The sequence below is a fragment of the Pseudolabrys sp. FHR47 genome (genome assembly GCF_005153485.1).
GTDB lineage: Bacteria > Pseudomonadota > Alphaproteobacteria > Rhizobiales > Xanthobacteraceae > Pseudolabrys.
This window is the reverse complement of the sequence record NZ_CP039740.1, coordinates 1,507,882-1,523,513: the sequence shown is the minus strand read 5'-3', so window position 1 is coordinate 1,523,513 and position 15,632 is coordinate 1,507,882. Positions and strand designations below refer to the sequence as shown.

At 62.4% G+C, this 15,632-nt stretch carries 11 protein-coding genes; 2 read left to right on the top strand and 9 right to left on the bottom strand.

Annotated features, from left to right (window positions below; translation table 11 throughout):
* Positions 1-68: 68 nt before the first annotated feature.
* The 5 genes from E8Q40_RS07500 to miaA all read right to left on the bottom strand — a co-directional run bounded on the left by E8Q40_RS07500 (position 69) and on the right by miaA (position 9,779).
* On the bottom strand, positions 69-1,856 hold the full coding sequence (locus E8Q40_RS07500; RefSeq protein ID WP_137043792.1) for an acetolactate synthase 3 large subunit: 1,788 nt from the start codon (positions 1,854-1,856) through the stop codon (positions 69-71).
* Between the two features lie 378 nt (positions 1,857-2,234).
* Entirely contained in the window at positions 2,235-4,283 is a 2,049-nt protein-coding gene (locus E8Q40_RS07495; RefSeq protein WP_137043791.1) for a methyl-accepting chemotaxis protein, read from the bottom strand.
* 114 nt (positions 4,284-4,397) lie between these two features.
* A complete protein-coding gene (locus E8Q40_RS22120; protein WP_137043790.1) occupies positions 4,398-6,440 on the bottom strand; it encodes a methyl-accepting chemotaxis protein in 2,043 nt (680 codons plus the stop codon).
* Positions 6,441-6,626: 186 nt separating this feature from the next.
* Positions 6,627-8,687 carry a methyl-accepting chemotaxis protein gene (locus E8Q40_RS07485; protein ID WP_168197765.1) on the bottom strand — a complete coding sequence of 687 codons (2,061 nt, stop codon included), beginning with the start codon at positions 8,685-8,687 and terminating at the stop codon, positions 6,627-6,629.
* A gap of 171 nt (positions 8,688-8,858) precedes the next feature.
* A complete protein-coding gene (miaA, locus tag E8Q40_RS07480) occupies positions 8,859-9,779 on the bottom strand; it encodes a tRNA (adenosine(37)-N6)-dimethylallyltransferase MiaA (protein WP_137043788.1) in 921 nt (306 codons plus the stop codon).
* A gap of 4 nt (positions 9,780-9,783) precedes the next feature.
* Between miaA and serB the strand changes: the two genes are divergently transcribed.
* Complete coding sequence (serB, locus tag E8Q40_RS07475; RefSeq protein ID WP_246663028.1) at positions 9,784-10,686, top strand: phosphoserine phosphatase SerB; 903 nt, start codon at positions 9,784-9,786, stop codon at positions 10,684-10,686.
* A gap of 53 nt (positions 10,687-10,739) precedes the next feature.
* On the opposite strand, the gene E8Q40_RS07470 is transcribed toward serB, so the two are convergent.
* The 4 genes from E8Q40_RS07470 to hflK all read right to left on the bottom strand — a co-directional run bounded on the left by E8Q40_RS07470 (position 10,740) and on the right by hflK (position 14,626).
* Positions 10,740-12,227: a Do family serine endopeptidase gene (locus E8Q40_RS07470; protein ID WP_137043786.1), complete on the bottom strand. Its 1,488-nt coding sequence runs from the start codon at positions 12,225-12,227 to the stop codon at positions 10,740-10,742.
* A 143-nt stretch (positions 12,228-12,370) separates the two neighbouring features.
* Positions 12,371-12,556 carry a DUF2065 domain-containing protein gene (locus tag E8Q40_RS07465; RefSeq protein WP_137043785.1) on the bottom strand — a complete coding sequence of 62 codons (186 nt, stop codon included), beginning with the start codon at positions 12,554-12,556 and terminating at the stop codon, positions 12,371-12,373.
* 13 nt (positions 12,557-12,569) lie between these two features.
* The gene (gene hflC, locus E8Q40_RS07460; RefSeq protein ID WP_137043784.1) at positions 12,570-13,484 is read right to left on the bottom strand and encodes a protease modulator HflC; all 915 of its coding nucleotides are present in this window, start codon (positions 13,482-13,484) and stop codon (positions 12,570-12,572) included.
* Entirely contained in the window at positions 13,481-14,626 is a 1,146-nt protein-coding gene (hflK, locus tag E8Q40_RS07455; RefSeq protein WP_137043783.1) for an FtsH protease activity modulator HflK, read from the bottom strand. The genes hflC and hflK overlap by 4 nt, the downstream gene beginning before the upstream one ends.
* A gap of 239 nt (positions 14,627-14,865) precedes the next feature.
* On the opposite strand from hflK, the gene E8Q40_RS07450 reads away from it, so the two are divergent.
* Entirely contained in the window at positions 14,866-15,630 is a 765-nt protein-coding gene (locus tag E8Q40_RS07450) for an SDR family NAD(P)-dependent oxidoreductase (protein WP_137043782.1), read from the top strand.
* The last annotated feature ends 2 nt before the right edge of the window (positions 15,631-15,632 follow it).

The window sequence follows — 15,632 nt, the reverse complement described above, 5'->3', positions numbered from 1 at the left end:
GGCACTAACCCCTCACCCGCCGCGCTTCGCGCGTCGACCTCTCCCAATGGGAGAGGTAAAGAAAGAAATTAAACCAGCATCTTGCCTTCCTCGGTGATGGCATCGTCGAGAGACACGCCCGAGTCACCGAGGATCATTTCATTGTGCGCCTTGCCCGACGGAATCATCGGGAAGCAGTTTTCCTTCTGATCGACGACGCAGTCGAACAGCACCGGGCGATCGATATCGATCATCTCCTTGATGGCGTGATCGAGGTCGCCCGGCTTCTCGCAGCGGATGCCGACGGCGTGCATCGCCTCGGCCAGCTTGACGAAATCCGGAAGCGCTTCGGAATAGCTCTCCGAGTAGCGGCTGCCGTGCAGCAATTCCTGCCACTGGCGGACCATGCCCATGTAGCTGTTGTTGAGAATGAAGATCTTGATCGGCAGCCGGTACTGCACCGCCGTCGACAATTCCTGCATCGTCATCTGCACCGAGGCCTCGCCGGCGATGTCGATGACCAGCGCCTTGGGATGCGCGAGTTGCACGCCGACCGAGGCCGGCAGGCCGTAGCCCATCGTGCCGAGGCCGCCGGACGTCATCCAGCGGTTCGGTTCGTTGAAGTGATAAAACTGCGCCGCCCACATCTGGTGCTGACCGACTTCGGTCGTGATGTAGGTGTCCCTGTCCTTGGTCAATTCGAACAGCCGCTGGATGGCGTATTGCGGTTTGATCACCTCATTCGACGGCCGGTAAGCGAGCGACTTGCGGGCGCGCCACTTGTCGATCTGCTTCCACCAATCGCCCACGGCCTTCTTGTCGGCCTGTTTCTTCTCGGACTTCCACAGATGCAGCATGTCCTGAAGGACATGCGCGCAATCGCCGATGATCGGGATATCGACATGAACGTTCTTGTTGATCGACGACGGGTCGATGTCGATGTGGATTTTCTTCGAGTTCGGTGAAAATGCATCGAGGCGGCCGGTGATACGATCGTCGAAGCGTGCGCCGACGCAAACCATGACGTCGCAGTCATGCATCGCCATGTTCGCTTCCAGCGTGCCGTGCATGCCGAGCATGCCGAGCCACTGCGGATCGGCCGCCGGATAGGCCCCTAGCCCCATCAAGGTCGAGGTGATCGGGAAGCCGGTTGCCTGCACCAGTTCGCGCAGCAGCTTGCTGGCCTGCGGGCCGGAATTGATGACGCCGCCGCCGGTGTAGAAGATCGGCTTTCTGGCGCGCGCCATCAGCTCGATCGCCGCCCGGATCGGCGCCGGATCGGCATTCAGCTTCGGGTGATAGCCGGTGTGCGGGAATTCCGTCGGCTGCGAGTACATGCCGGTGGCGAACTGGATGTCCTTCGGGATGTCGACCACGACCGGACCCGGACGGCCGCTGGCGGCGATGTGGAAGGCCTCATGCAGGATGCGCGGCAGGTCCTCGATGCGCTTCACCAGATAATTGTGCTTGGTGCAGGGCCGCGTGATGCCGACCGTGTCGCACTCCTGGAAGGCGTCGTTGCCGATGAGATGCGTCGGCACCTGGCCGGTGATGCAGACCAGCGGGATTGAATCGCATAGCGCGTCGGTGAGACCGGTCACGGCATTGGTGGCACCGGGACCGGAGGTCACCAGGACACAACCCACCTTGCCGGTGGAACGGGCATAGCCTTCGGCGGCATGGACCGCGCCCTGCTCGTGGCGGACCAGGATGTGGCGGACTTCCTTCTGGGCGAACAGCGCGTCGTAAATCGGAAGCACCGCGCCGCCCGGATAACCGAACAGATGCTTCACGCCCTGATCGGCCATGGCCTGAATCACCATTTCGGCGCCGGTCATCTGCCGGGGTTCGTCCTTCGTCGCCGTGTGCTTGGTCATGATCGGCTTCCTTCTCTCGCTCGTCCTGTCGCTTTCGCCGTAGCTGTCGTTGCAGCCAATAAAAAAGGCCCGCAAGGGGCCATGTCCGGACACTCACCGAGGGTAGCGGCAGCTACCCGGCCAGTGTCCGAACCTCGACTACGAGAATAATAATATTGCGCATTGCTTGCGTCGTCCGAACTTTCGTTGCGCGCCTTATAGGGGCGGCTTTTTGCCCGGTCAAGCGCGAAAACGGAGGGTAATGGCAGTCCCGCGCGGCGGCAATAGCAACGCCGAGGAAGCTACCAGCAGGAGCCCTACCGCGACCGGCCAGGCCCCTTGAACGCGGAGGGCCGGCGCTTGCCGGCCCCGGTTCATGGGTGCGTTCCGCGCGCGCCCTTAGGCGGCACAGGCCCGGCCCGACGGTCGGGCGACGGCCGGCCTGACCGGTGCCTTGCGAACGGATGCGGGAGTCTCAGCAGCGTTCGCAATCGGCTGGTCGATCCCATCGATCCGGAAGAACGCCACCTGCTCGTTCATCGCCCGGGCCTGGTTTTCCAGCGTCTGCGCCGTCGCGGCGTTTTCTTCGACCAGCGCCGAATTGCGCTGCGTCACCTCGTCCATCTGGGCCAGCGCCTTACCGACCTCACCCAACCCCTGGGCCTGCTCGGTGCTGGCAGTGGCAATATCCGAAACCAACACGGCCACCTCGCGGATCGACTCCACGATGTTGTTAAGCGCCGTACCGGCCTGGTTGACCAGTGCCACGCCGTCCTTCACCTGGCTGCCGCTGTTGGTGATGAGTTCGGCGATATCCTTGGCGGCCTGCGACGAACGTTGCGCCAGGCTGCGCACCTCGGTCGCGACGACGGCAAAGCCTCTGCCTGCTTCGCCGGCCCGCGCCGCTTCCACCGCCGCATTCAGCGCCAGCAAGTTGGTCTGCCGGGCAATTTCGTCGATGACGCCGATGATGTCAGCGATCTTGCCGGACGACTCCTCGATGCGGGCCATGGCCTGCACCGCCTTGCTCGCAACCTCGCCGCCGCGGTCGGCCACCTGCTGGGTGTTAAGCGCCGACTGCCGCGCACGCTGGGCGTTATCAGCGTTCTTGCGCACCGTGGCGGAAATTTCCTCCATCGACGCGGAGGTTTCCTCCAGGCTGGCCGCTTGCTCTTCGGTCCGTTGCGACAGATCGGTCGTCGCCACGGCGATTTCGCCCGAGGCGCTGGTCACCTCATGGGCCGATTGCTTGATGTGAACGATGATCCCGCGTACCTGCTCGACCATAGTGTTGACGGCGGTGATGATCTGACCGATTTCGTCCTGGCGACCGGTATACTGCAGCGATGCATTGAAATTGCCGCCAGCGATCTCGACCATCGCTTTCTGCACCGTGATCAACGGATTGGAGATGCGCCGCGTAATGATCAGCATCATGCCGATGCTGATCGCGATCGCGACCACCAAAAGGGCGAGTTGCAGATAAAAGCCCACCTGCGCCTCGCCACGTATTGCCACGGCCCGGGCCTTGACGGCCTGCAATGCGCCTTCGGCAACATCGACCGACACGTTGACGCGCTCGGTCGCCATTTTGTCCCAGCTCGCCCGGTCCATACTGGGCTTCTCGCCGGCGATGAGCGTCTTGAGCATAACCTGTTGTTGTTTATTGTAGTCGCCGAAGTATCCCGTCCGGAACTTTTCGATAGCTTCGATTATGCTCGTTGGCAGCGGGAGTCGCTTGATCGTTTCATCGATTGCGGCCATGGAGGCGTTCGCGCGACCAAGCGCCTCCGAATAAGCCTGCATCACATCCGGGGCAGGCTGGCGCACGAAGCTGGTGGTGACGTACATCGCCGTATCGCCGCTCGCAACACGCAACATCCAAGAAAGCGTCTTCAACTGGAGCAATTGGTCAACGTGAGAGTCTTCGAACTTCATCATTTCGCCCAGCCGCGAAGACGCCTTCTCGATCATGTCGACAAGCGCAGTGGTCGTGTCGAAACCCTCTTTGGCCAGATTGGCGGGTCGTTGCGCCTTGGGAAGCATGATCGCCGCATTGGCTTGCCTGTGGAAGGCCAGAAGGCGCTCGAGCCCTGCTCGCAGATCAGCGATGGTCGTACTGCCCGCCGGGAACGAGACTTGCTCCAGAGCCGACAAGCCACTCGTCAGGGCATCGAGCCCAGCCGGCCGCACTTTTTTTACAACCGCACCGAATTCGCCGGTCTTTTCGCTGAGCAAGTCATTGGACGTGAACGCTCGGTCCATGCGCAGATTGTGCAATGACGTGAAGAGATAAGCCGACGCTTCGGCATCGGCGACAATCCCGTTAGCGATGATCAGTCGCTTCGAAGCGTTCCAGGCGCCCGTTGCAAGAACGGCAATGATGGCCGCCGCCATCACGCCGAAGGCCGATTTCAAAAGTGCGCTGACGGTAATACGATTGAGCATGCTCTCTTTCCGTTTCCGCGCCCTCAGCGACCGCGGTCACCGAGACGATTCACGTTGCAGATGTAAAAGGAGAATGGCTCAACACCTCTGAATGCAGTTTTAATGAAAAAGCATCTACGCAGCGTTTTTCGCCGGAGCGGCCCACGATGCGGGACGCTTGGTGCCGGCAGGACCGCGCGCTTCAACTTTGTTTGTCGCAAACGTCCCGGTTTCGGTCCGGAAATAAGCAAGTTGCTCATCCATGGCCCTGGCCTGCTGCTCGAGCGTTTGGGCGGTGGCGGCGTTTTCCTCCACCAGCGCCGAGTTACGCTGCGTGAGTTCGTCCATCTGATCGAGGGTACGCTTGATTTCCTCGATGCCGGTCGCCTGTTCGCTGCTGGCATTGGCGATCTCGGACACCGCGTCGGCGACATGACGGATCGACTCGACGATCTCGTTGAGCGCACTACCCGCCTGATTGACGAGTTGGACGCCCTCCTTCACCTGCCCGGTCGAGTTGGTAATGAGTTGGGCGATATCCTTCGCCGCCTGTGACGAGCGCTGCGCCAGGCTGCGCACCTCGGAGGCGACCACCGCAAAACCGCGGCCGGCCTCGCCGGCACGCGCGGCTTCCACCGCCGCGTTCAGAGCCAGAAGGTTGGTCTGCCGCGCGATTTCATCGATCACGCTGATGATGTCGGAAATCTTGCGCGAGGATTCCTCGATGCGCGCCATGGCCTGAACGGCGCGGCCGGCCACTTCGCCGCCACGATCCGCCACCTGACGTGTTGCCTGCGCCGACTTCGTCGCCTCCTGCGCGCTCTCGGCGTTGCGGCGGACTGTGTTGGCGATTTCCTCCATCGACGCGGAGGTTTCCTCCAGGCTTGCCGCCTGCTCTTCGGTGCGCTGCGACAGATCGGCCGTACTCAGCGAGATTTCCGCCGAGGCATTGGTGACCTCGTTCGACGAGTTCTTGATCTGGAAGATCGTGCTACGAACTTGCTGGATCATCACACCAACTGCATTGACGATCTGCCCGATTTCGTCTTTGGCCTCCATGCGCGGCAGTGTGACATTGAAGTCGCCCTCGGCGACCTTCATCATGCCGGTCTGAATACGGCGCAGCGGTTCGGTAACGCGGCGGGCCAGCAGAACCACAACTCCTCCGGTCAACGCGATAGCGAAACAAAGCACGATAAACTGTATCGACAGCTTCCAGATCATTTGCTGTTTAAGTTGGTCGGCATGCCCGGCGATGGACGCCAGCGCGGCGTTGGCTACCCCGAGGATGAGATTGAGCCTGTCGACAGAGAACTTGACCCAATCCTTGGCAGGAACCCTCAGCGTCTGACCGGATAGCGCCGCATCGAGCTGGTCACGCCGCAGCTTGGCGTAGTCCGGCGAGAAGAAATCTTTCGTTGCGGTCTGTAGCGCCTGTTTAAAGGCGACCGGAAGCTCGATGCCATCGACAATATCCTGGATGGCGGACCATGATGCGTAGCCGGCGGCGAGATTGGCTTGGTACTTCTCCACCGCGTCAGGCGCCGGCTTCAACCCGCCGACAGCATTCGAAATGATCGTATTGCTATCGCCAGCCTGATTGCGCGCCGCCCATGCCAACTGTTTGACGTTGAACAATTGGTCGACATAGGGATCGCGCAGCTTTATCAGCGCGGTCAGGTTCCTCGAAATGCGGTCGAGAAGATCGAGAAATTCACCGCCGGTCTTGTAATACGTGTCGCCAAGACCAACTGGCCGTTCAGCTTTCGGCTTGTCGAATGCGGCGTCCGTCTCGACTTGCAGCGCCTCCCACTTCTTGATCATGGCGGCGAGCGTGGCGGCCTGCTCTGCAATACCCGGCTCATCGATGTCACGGAGCGCAGCGAGACCGGCTTTCAGCGCCGGCATTTCGGCTTTTCTCGCATCGGTCAACAGCGTTCGGTCGCTTGGCGCCCGTTCAAGCCCAAGGTAGCGCGCGGTTTGTGCCCGCTCGACGCGGATTTCCGGCAGCGCTTTAAATAGGTGAGACGAAACCGCCGCCACTTTCGACAGGAGGTTGGCCGACTGATATTCTCGCCACGACTGCCAGCCGCCAACGGCAACCGTGATAATGATGACGCCTGCCATCAAACCGATAACGGATTTCAGAAGTGCATTCACCGACAGGCGATTGAGCATGTTCTATCCCAAATTCGAGTCGAGCCCGGATCTCGAACCAATCTCGTGGGAAGAACTGAAGAGTTTATGAGTACCAGCGTCCGCCGGACCTGGAATTTAGGCCCAGCGTTTTATTCAAATAGATTAAAGTAGGTCGCAGGCCCACCCGCGCGGCAACAAGCCGCTGATCCCAGCGGAGGATGCGACTTACGCCGCCTCGTCGATATCCTCAGCGGCGGCCCGTTCGGCGCGGCCCCGCGCGGCGACACGTCCCGCGTGGCGGGGGACAGCCTTGGTCGAAGTTGCCTCGTCGCCGAAGCGGAAGAAGCCGATCTGCCCGTCCATCATCCGCGCCTGTTGCTCCAGCATCTTGGCCGTCGCGGCATTCTCTTCGACCAGCGCAGAGTTCTTCTGCGTGGTGTCATCCATCATGTTCATCGCCTTGTTGACCTCGTCGACGCCGGTCGACTGCTCGGCGCTAGCGCTGGCGATGTCGTTAATCAGGCTAGTGACCTTCTGGATGGAATCGGTAATGCGGCCAAGCGCGGCGCCGGCCTTGTTGACCAGGTCGACTCCCTCTTGGACCTGACCGCCGGATTTGGTGATCAACGTGGTGATGTCCTTGGCGGCTTGCGAAGAGCGTTGCGCCAGGCTGCGCACTTCGGAAGCGACGACGGCGAAGCCGCGCCCTGCCTCGCCCGCGCGTGCGGCTTCCACGGCCGCATTCAAGGCGAGAAGGTTGGTCTGGCGCGCAATCTCGTCGATCACAACAATGATCTCGGAGATGCTCTTGGACGATTCTTCGATGCGCGCCATGGCTTCAACCGCCTTGGCGACGACTTCGCCGCTCTGATTGGCAACGGCGCGCGTTTCGTCGGCCGAGCGGCTCGCTTCGCGGGCGTTCTCCGCGTTCTGCTTGATGATCGAAGAAATCTCCTCCATCGCCGCGGTTGTCTCTTCCAGACTGGCGGCCTGTTCTTCGGTGCGCTGCGATAGATCGGTCGTGGCACTCGAAATTTCGATGGAAGCGTTGGTGACTTCGGTCGCCGCCGCTTTGATTTGCAGCAGGGCCTCACGCACCTTGTCAGCCATGCCGTTGACCGCGACTGCGATCTGACCAATCTCGTCCGGCCGTTCGCGATACGGCACATCGACGGCGAAGTTACCTTCTGCGATCTGACCGAGCGGCTTGGTGAGCATCCGCAGCGGGCGTGCCACAGTGATGACGCTGAAAGCGATAGCGCCGAAGAAGATCGCAACGCATGCGATAAGAAGAATGCTGCTGATGATCAGCGTCTGAAGGCTCGAAGCGATAAGAGCCTCGGTATAGGCCTCACTCGCCGCGCCGGCCCCATTCATGACATCGAGCAGCGTCGCCAGGAGCGGCGTGGTCGTGTCGACCCATTCCGGCGTGGCCATCGGATACTTGCCGCCCGCGGCCGAGACCTTGCGGATCTCGTCGGCCAGCGGCTGGAACTTGCCGAAGTACCCGCCCGTTGCCGCCTTGACGCCTGCGGTGATGGTGGCGTGTTCGCCGTCAATGATCGTGGCCTGCAGCAAACGCCATAGCAGGCTGACCTGGTTGCGGATCACCTGTATCTTTTCGAGATTGGCCGGCGGAATGGGCGTGCCGGCAGATATGGACTGCGCCAGCGTCGAGCGCTCGCTGCCGCCGATCTCACGCATGTTCCACGCATAGATACGGATCGAGGCAAGCCGCGCCAGTTCAGGGTCCATCGCGCTGGTGCTGCTCAGCACGCGATTCCACAGTTTCTGCGCGGTACCGGCAAAGGCGGTCAACGCCGAAACGGTATTCTTGACAGTGTCGGCATCACGCTGCGCCTTCGGCAGCTTGATCGCTTCCTCGGATTTCTGACGGTACTGGTCGACTTTCGCGCGCGCCTCGTTGAATTCCTTGATCAGTTCCTGCTTGCGCGGGAAGTCCTCCGACTGCAACGCCTTGAAGGCGGCGTCGATCTTGGTCTTGGCGCCGATCCGCTGATCCTGAATCTCCTTGAGTGCGGCCGCGCTGGCGGAGTCGGCAGCCTGCAGCGCGCTGCTGACCAGCGCGCGTTCGATTAGAATATCGTAGACGCCGAGAATGAGTGCGTTGGCAGCGGTGTTCTGGCGATCCGCCTTCTGCGCCTTGCTGTAGAGTTCGTAGGAGCGCCAGGTCTCGGACGATAGAGCCCACACCGCGATCGGCACGACGAGCGCGAAAGTGACGGCAATTCGCGTCGAAATGCTCTTGAAAGAAAAAATCGCCATGGGTCGCGCTCCAGCCAAAGAAACAATTACATCCGCCTTCTGCGGATTTGTTCCAATGTCCCTGCGGCGCATTAAAGAGCCCTAAACTTGGCAGAAAATTTTACAGGCTATGGATAGAGTTATTTGATAAACTAGATTATGATCGCTATCGGGATACCGTAGATTCTGTGTTTAGTCGGTCAATGCACCCGTTATCACATCAAGGGCGCGCTCGATCGGAACCATAGGCCAGTCCTTCATCTGACCACGGAACCAGGTGTGCTGGCGCTTGGCATAGCGCCGGGTATCCATGATCGACCCGGCGACAGCCTCGTCGAGCGGGATTTCGCCCTTGAGGTGCCGGATCAGCCACGGCACGCCGTGGGCTTTCATCGCGGGCAGCAGCGGATCGAGATCGCGTGCAGCAAGCGCCCGGACCTCGTCGAGGGCGCCGGCCTGCATCATCGCGGCGAAGCGTGCCTCGATCCGCGAGACCAGTTGGGTGCGTTCGAGGGTCACGAAGATTTTCACCGCGCGCTCCGGTGGCAGCAGCGGCGCGGTGCCCTCGCCGTGCCAGTCGCTGATCGAGCGCCCGGTGGCCAGCACGACTTCCAGGGCGCGGGCAATGCGGGAGCGGTCGAGCGGCATCAGCCGCGCCGCCGTCACCGGATCGAGCGCGGTCAGTTCGGTATAGAGGGACGAGACGCCGTCGCGCGCCAGCCGTTCGCGCACGCTTTCGCGGATTTCGGCCGGGATCGCCGGTACGGCCGCAATCCCTTCGGTCAGCACCTTGAAATAAAGCCCGGTACCACCGACCACGATCGGGACGCGGCCGGCAGCGGCGATGTCGTCCAGCACCTGTGTAACCTCGCGCAGCCACTGGCCGGTCGAGTAGGATTCGGCGGCGTCGACATGACCGTAGAGCATATGTTGGGCGCGCGCCTCCTCCTCCGCCGTCGGCCGCGCGGTGATGACGCGCAGGCCCGCATAGACCTGCATGGAGTCGGCATTGACGATGGTGCCGCCGAGGCGGTCGGCCAGCGCCAGCGCCAAAGCCGACTTGCCGCTGGCGGTCGGACCGGCGATAAGCACCGCCTGCTTCACATCTGGCATCGCAATGACCTCGTCCTCATCCCTCACCGCCACCATCATCGCCGGCCGCGAACCTCTTGACGACGACGCGCTCGCGCGCGCCCGTGTCGCCCTACCCGCGCCCGGCGTACCGGTTTGGCTCGATCCCGGCCGTGCCGCAGATATTTCCTTTACCGCAGCCCCGGACGCCGACCAACGCGCCCTTGCCGAGAGCCTGCGCGCCGCCCTAGCTGGTACTGACGCGGTCGTGCAGCCATCCGAAGGCCGGCGCAAGAAGCTGTTTCTCGCCGACATGGATTCCACCATGATCGGCCAGGAATGCATCGACGAGCTTGCCGACTATGCGGGCCTGAAAGCCCATGTGGCGGCGATCACCGAGCGCGCCATGCGCGGCGAAATCGCTTTTGAGCCCGCCTTGCGGGAGCGCGTGGCGCTGCTCGAGGGCCTTAAGGTTTCGGTGATCGACGAGGTTCTTCGCGACCGCATCAGGCTGACGCCTGGCGCGCGGGCGCTGGTCCGCACGATGCGTGCAAACGGTGCGCACACTGCTCTCGTGTCCGGCGGCTTCACTCTGTTTACCGATCGTGTCGCTGCGATGATCGGCTTTAATGAGAACCGCGCCAACAGCCTGACGGTGATCGACGGCCACAAGCTGGCCGGCACCGTGGCCGAGCCGATATTCGGCCGTGACGCCAAACGCGCCGCGCTGCTCGAACTGCGTCAGGAATTCGGCCTGACCAAGGAGCAGACCATGGCGGTCGGCGATGGCGCCAACGACCTCGACATGATCGCCGAGGCCGGCCTTGGCGTTGCCTATCACGCCAAGCCGAAGGTGGCCGAAGCGGCCCCCGCGCGCATTGAGCACGGCGACCTCACCGCGCTTCTGTATATCCAGGGCTATCGGCGCGACGAATTCGTCGACGCTTAAAACAAACGGCCGGGCAAAGCCCGGCCGCTCGATGTTCCGCGTGGTGGTTCGGCCTACTGCAACCCGATCGCCACGAAGCTCGGATCGCCCGACGGCGACTGCACCAGTAGCACCACGGTCTTCTTGCCTTCTTTCTTGAGCTGGTCGATGCGCTTCTGCAGATCGGCCGCGCTGGTCACCGGCTGCTGCTGCACCTCGGCGATCACCATGCCGGGCTGCAAACGCTTCTCGGCCGCTGCCGAGTTCGGATCGACGCCGGTGATGACCACGCCTTTCACCTTGTCGTCGATCTTGAACTTCTTGCGGTTGGCCTCGTTGAGGTTTGCCAGATCGAGGCCAAGCGCCTTCCTGACCGAAGATTTGTCCTCGTCAGGCTGATCCTTCTTCGGCGTCAGCGATGCCGGCGTCGGCTTATCGTCCTCAAGACGGCCGAGCTTCACCGTCTTGGTCTCTTCCTTGCCCTTGCGGATGATGGTCACCTCGACATCCTTGCCAACCGCGGTGTCGGCAACGATGCGCGGCAGGTCACGCATTTCCTTGACGTCCTTGCCGTCGAATTTGACGATGACGTCGCCGGGCTCGATGCCGGCCGGTTTGGCTGGCCCCTTGTCATCGATGCCGGCGATCAGCGCACCGCGCGCCGGCTTGATGTTGAGGCTGTCGGCGATCTCTTCGGTCACCTGCTGGATGCGGACGCCGAGCCAGCCGCGGCGCACTTCCTTGAAGTTGCGCAGCTGATCGATGACCGCAACCGCGGTCTTCGACGGCACGGCGAAACCGATGCCGATCGAGCCGCCGGATGGCGAGATGATCGCGGTATTGACGCCGATGACGTCGCCATCGAGGTTGAACAGCGGGCCGCCCGAGTTGCCGCGGTTAATCGAAGCGTCGGTCTGGATATAGTTGTCGTACGGACCGGACTGGATGTCGCGGTTGCGTGCCGAGACGATGCCGGCGGTCACGGTGCCGCCGAGCGAAAACGGGTTACCGATCGCGATGACCCATTCGCCGAGACGCAATTTATCGCTGTCGCCGAACTTGACCGCCTTGAGCGGCTTCGTCGGTGTCACCTTCAGGAGCGCGAGATCGGTCTTCTTGTCGGTGCCGACCAGATCGGCCTTGAGCGTCGTACCGTCATTGAGGATAACGCTTACCTCGTCGGCATCGGCGATGACGTGATTGTTAGTCACGACATAACCTTCGGCATCGATGATGAAGCCGGAGCCGAGTGAATTGACACGGCGCGACTGCGGCGTGTTGCCGTTCGGGCCCTGTCCGCCCGGACCGCGGCGGTTCTTGAAGAACTCCTCGAAAAATTCCTCGAAGGGCGAGCCCGGCGGAAGCTGCGGCATGGCGCCGGAATTGAGGTCGACCTTCTGTTTGGTCGAGATGTTGACCACAGCGTCGATCACCTGCTCGGAGACGTCGGCGATGCCCTCCGGGCCGCGCGCCAGCGCCGGCGCGGCGGTCAGCGGGCCGGCCAAGGTGGCGGCGAGCACGAGTGCGAAAGTCGTTCTGAAACGAAGTTTAGGGGCGCCCATTGGCGTCGATTCTCCAGGGAGGGGTCACCACAAAGTGACCCTGAATTAGCGGCGATTCAAGGGCAGCGACAGGAGATTGCCATCAAGACCGCGCGAGAAGCCGCCGGTTCTTTGGCCGGCGGTTTTATCTCGGGCCAAAAGCCTCAGGATCGCACCATCCAGACGATCAATATACCGACAACGGCCGATCCCAGCCCAATCAGCCGCAAGGTGGCCGGCGGCGTGTTGAGCACGCTTTCGACCGCCTTTTTGCCGTGCGCCGGAAAAGCCGCGAAGATCAGGCCTTCAATCACGAAGACCAGCCCGAGTGCGGCCAGAAAGTCGGACATCCGCTAGCACCCGCTACTGAGCGGGCGCCGTCGGCCGGGTAGCCGGCTGACCGGGTTGGACGCCAGTCGGCTGGTTGAAAAAGCGGAAGAAGCTATTGTCCGGCTTGAGCAGCAGCCGCGTATCGCCCGGCTTCAGGCTGGTCTCGTACGCCTGCATCGAGCGGTAAAAGGCGAAGAACTCCGGATCTTTGTTAAAAGCCTCAGCGAAGATCTGGTTGCGAATCGCATCGCCTTCACCGCGGATCTGCTCCGATTTCGATTGCGCATCGGCCACCAGTACCGTGACGTCACGGTCGGCGCGGGATCGAATTTCCTGGGCGCGCTGGGCGCCCTGAGCACGGAATTCGGCCGCTTCGCGGGCACGTTCAGTCTGCATACGCTGATATACCGCCTGACTGTTCTGCTCTGGCAAGTCTGCCCGGCGGATGCGGACATCGACGACCTGAATGCCGTAACCGGCAGCCTCACGGTCGACGAGCTGCAAGATGCGCTCCATCAGTTCGGAGCGCTGATCGCGCACCACGTGGGTGAACGTCGCCTCACCCAGCACGCGGCGAAGGGCCGAGTTGAGCAGAATGGTCAATTGCGAGTTGGCGCCCTGGATCGAACCAAGCGTTTGGTAGAATTGCAGGGCGTTCTTGATGCGGTAACGCGCGAAGGCATCGACCACGAGGCGCTTCTGGTCGGAGGCGATGACTTCCTGCGCCGGCGCCTCAAGATCGAGAATTCTTTTGTCTATCGTGATGACGTTGTCGATGAACGGAGCTTTGAAGTTCAAACCCGGCTCGGTGACGACGCGCACCGGCTGACCGAGACGAACCACAAGGGCCTGCTGGGTCTGGTAGACGGTGAACAGCGACGAGTAGCCAACGATCAGAGCGGCCACGAGGATGACGACGGCGACGCCGCCGATGACATTAAGTTTCATGGACGAACTCCCGTCGTCGGCGTGCGCGGCTGCGGACGCGCCAGTTCGTTGAGCGGTAGATAAGGCACGACGCCAGAGCCGCCGGCACCCGAATCCAGGATCACTTTGTCTGCACCGCCCAGAACGCGCTCCATCGTTTCGAGGTACATACGCTCGCGCGTCACGTTCGGAGACTTCCTGTATTCCTCATAGATCTTATCGAAGCGCGCCGACTGACCGGTAGCTTCGGCGACTGTCTGCGACTTGTAGGCTTCGGCGGCCTGCGTGATTTGCGCCACACGGCCACGCGCTTCCGGCACGACGCGGTTGGCGTAGCTCTGCGACTCGTTGACAGCGCGCTCGAGGTCAGCGCGCGCGGCCTGCACGTCGCGGAAGGCATCGATGACCTGCTGCGGCGGGTCAACCTTCTGCAATTGCACCTGCTGGATCAGGATGCCGGCGCCGTAGCCATCCAGCGTCTTCTGCATGAGTTCGTGCACGGCGTTTTCAATGGTCTGCCGGGCGCCGGTCAGGATCGGCTGAATGTCCGAGCGGCCGACCACTTCGCGCATCGCGCTTTCGGCGACCGCCTTCACGGTGCCTTCCGGATTCTGGATGTTGAACAGGTATTCGCCGACGCCGGTCGGCTTGACCCGCCACAGCACGGCGAAGTCGACGTCGACGATGTTTTCATCGCCGGTGAGCATCAGGCTCTCCTCCGGCACGTCGCGGACGGTCGCGCCGCGGCGCGCGTCGTCGCTGACACGCATGCCGATATCGATCTTGTTGACGCGCAGCGCCTTCGGCGTGAGCGCGGTCTCGATCGGATAAGGCAGGTGATAGTTCAGACCCGGCTGGACTTCGCGCACTTCCTTGCCGAAGCGCAGCACGACGCCGAGTTCATCGGGCTCGACGCGGAAGAAGCCGGAGAAGCCCCACAGCGCCAGCGCAGCAAGCGCGGCGAGCGCAATGCCCTTGCCGCCCATATTGCCGGGCAGCACGCCGCGCAACCTGTCCTGGCCACGGCGCAGGATTTCTTCCAGATCGGGCGGGCGGCCGCCGGACGGCGGCGGGCTCGAGCCCCAAGGGCTCTTGCCGCCCCCACCGGACCCCCACGGTCCACCGGACCCGCTGCCACCACCGCCTTGATTGCTCCACGGCATAAATCTTGTCTCCCGGCACTCGGCCGACACGCCCTGCCTTTAGTTGGGAGGGGTTATAGGGGACGCAAGGTCTCGTTACAACGCGCTGTCATGCCGCATTTTCATCGAAGTTACGGGCACATGCGCAAGCATCGCCGCAAAAACTCGGCTCGCCTTGCGCCCGCGCGCCGCCTGCTTGTGGTAAATACCGCGCTTCGACAGATGGCAGAACACAAAAGCATCGGGCGGGGAAGCATTCAATGAGCGCATTCGATCTCAGCGGGCGCGTCGCGCTGGTCACCGGCGGCAATGGCGGCATCGGTCTCGGCATGGCCAAGGGCCTGGCCGGCGCCGGCGCCACGGTGGTCATCGCCGGACGCAACAAGGCCAAGGCAGACACGGCGCTGGCCGAACTGCGGGCGATCGACTCCCGGGCGGACTTCGTCGAGATCGATGTGCTGAAGGAAGAATCCTGCCGCGGCGCCGTAAACGCGGTTGCCGACAAACTCGGCCGGCTCGACATTCTCGTCAACAATGCCGGCACCGCCGTGCGCAAGCCGCCGGAAGAACTGACCGCGGCGGAATGGCATCTGGTGATGGACACCAATGTCACCAGCGCCTTCCTGTGCTCTCAGGCGGTCTATCCCCACATGAAGAAGGCGGGCGCCGGCAAGATCATCAATATTGGCTCCATGATGACGATCTTCGCCTCGTCCTATGCCGCTCCCTATGCGTCAAGCAAGGGCGCCATCGTGCAGATGGCCCGTTCCTTCGCGGTCGCCTGGGCCAAGGACAACATCCAGGTCAATTCCATCCTGCCCGGCTGGATCGACACCGAACTGACGAAGAAGGCGCGCGAACAGGTCCCCGGCCTTTATGAGCGCGTCCTGGCCCGCACGCCGGCGGCGCGGTGGGGCGCGCCGGACGATTTCGCGGGCATCGCGGTGTTTCTCGCCTCGCCCGCCTCGGACTTCCTCACCGGCACGGCGATTCCCGTCGACGGCGGCTATTCGGTGATGGCCTGACA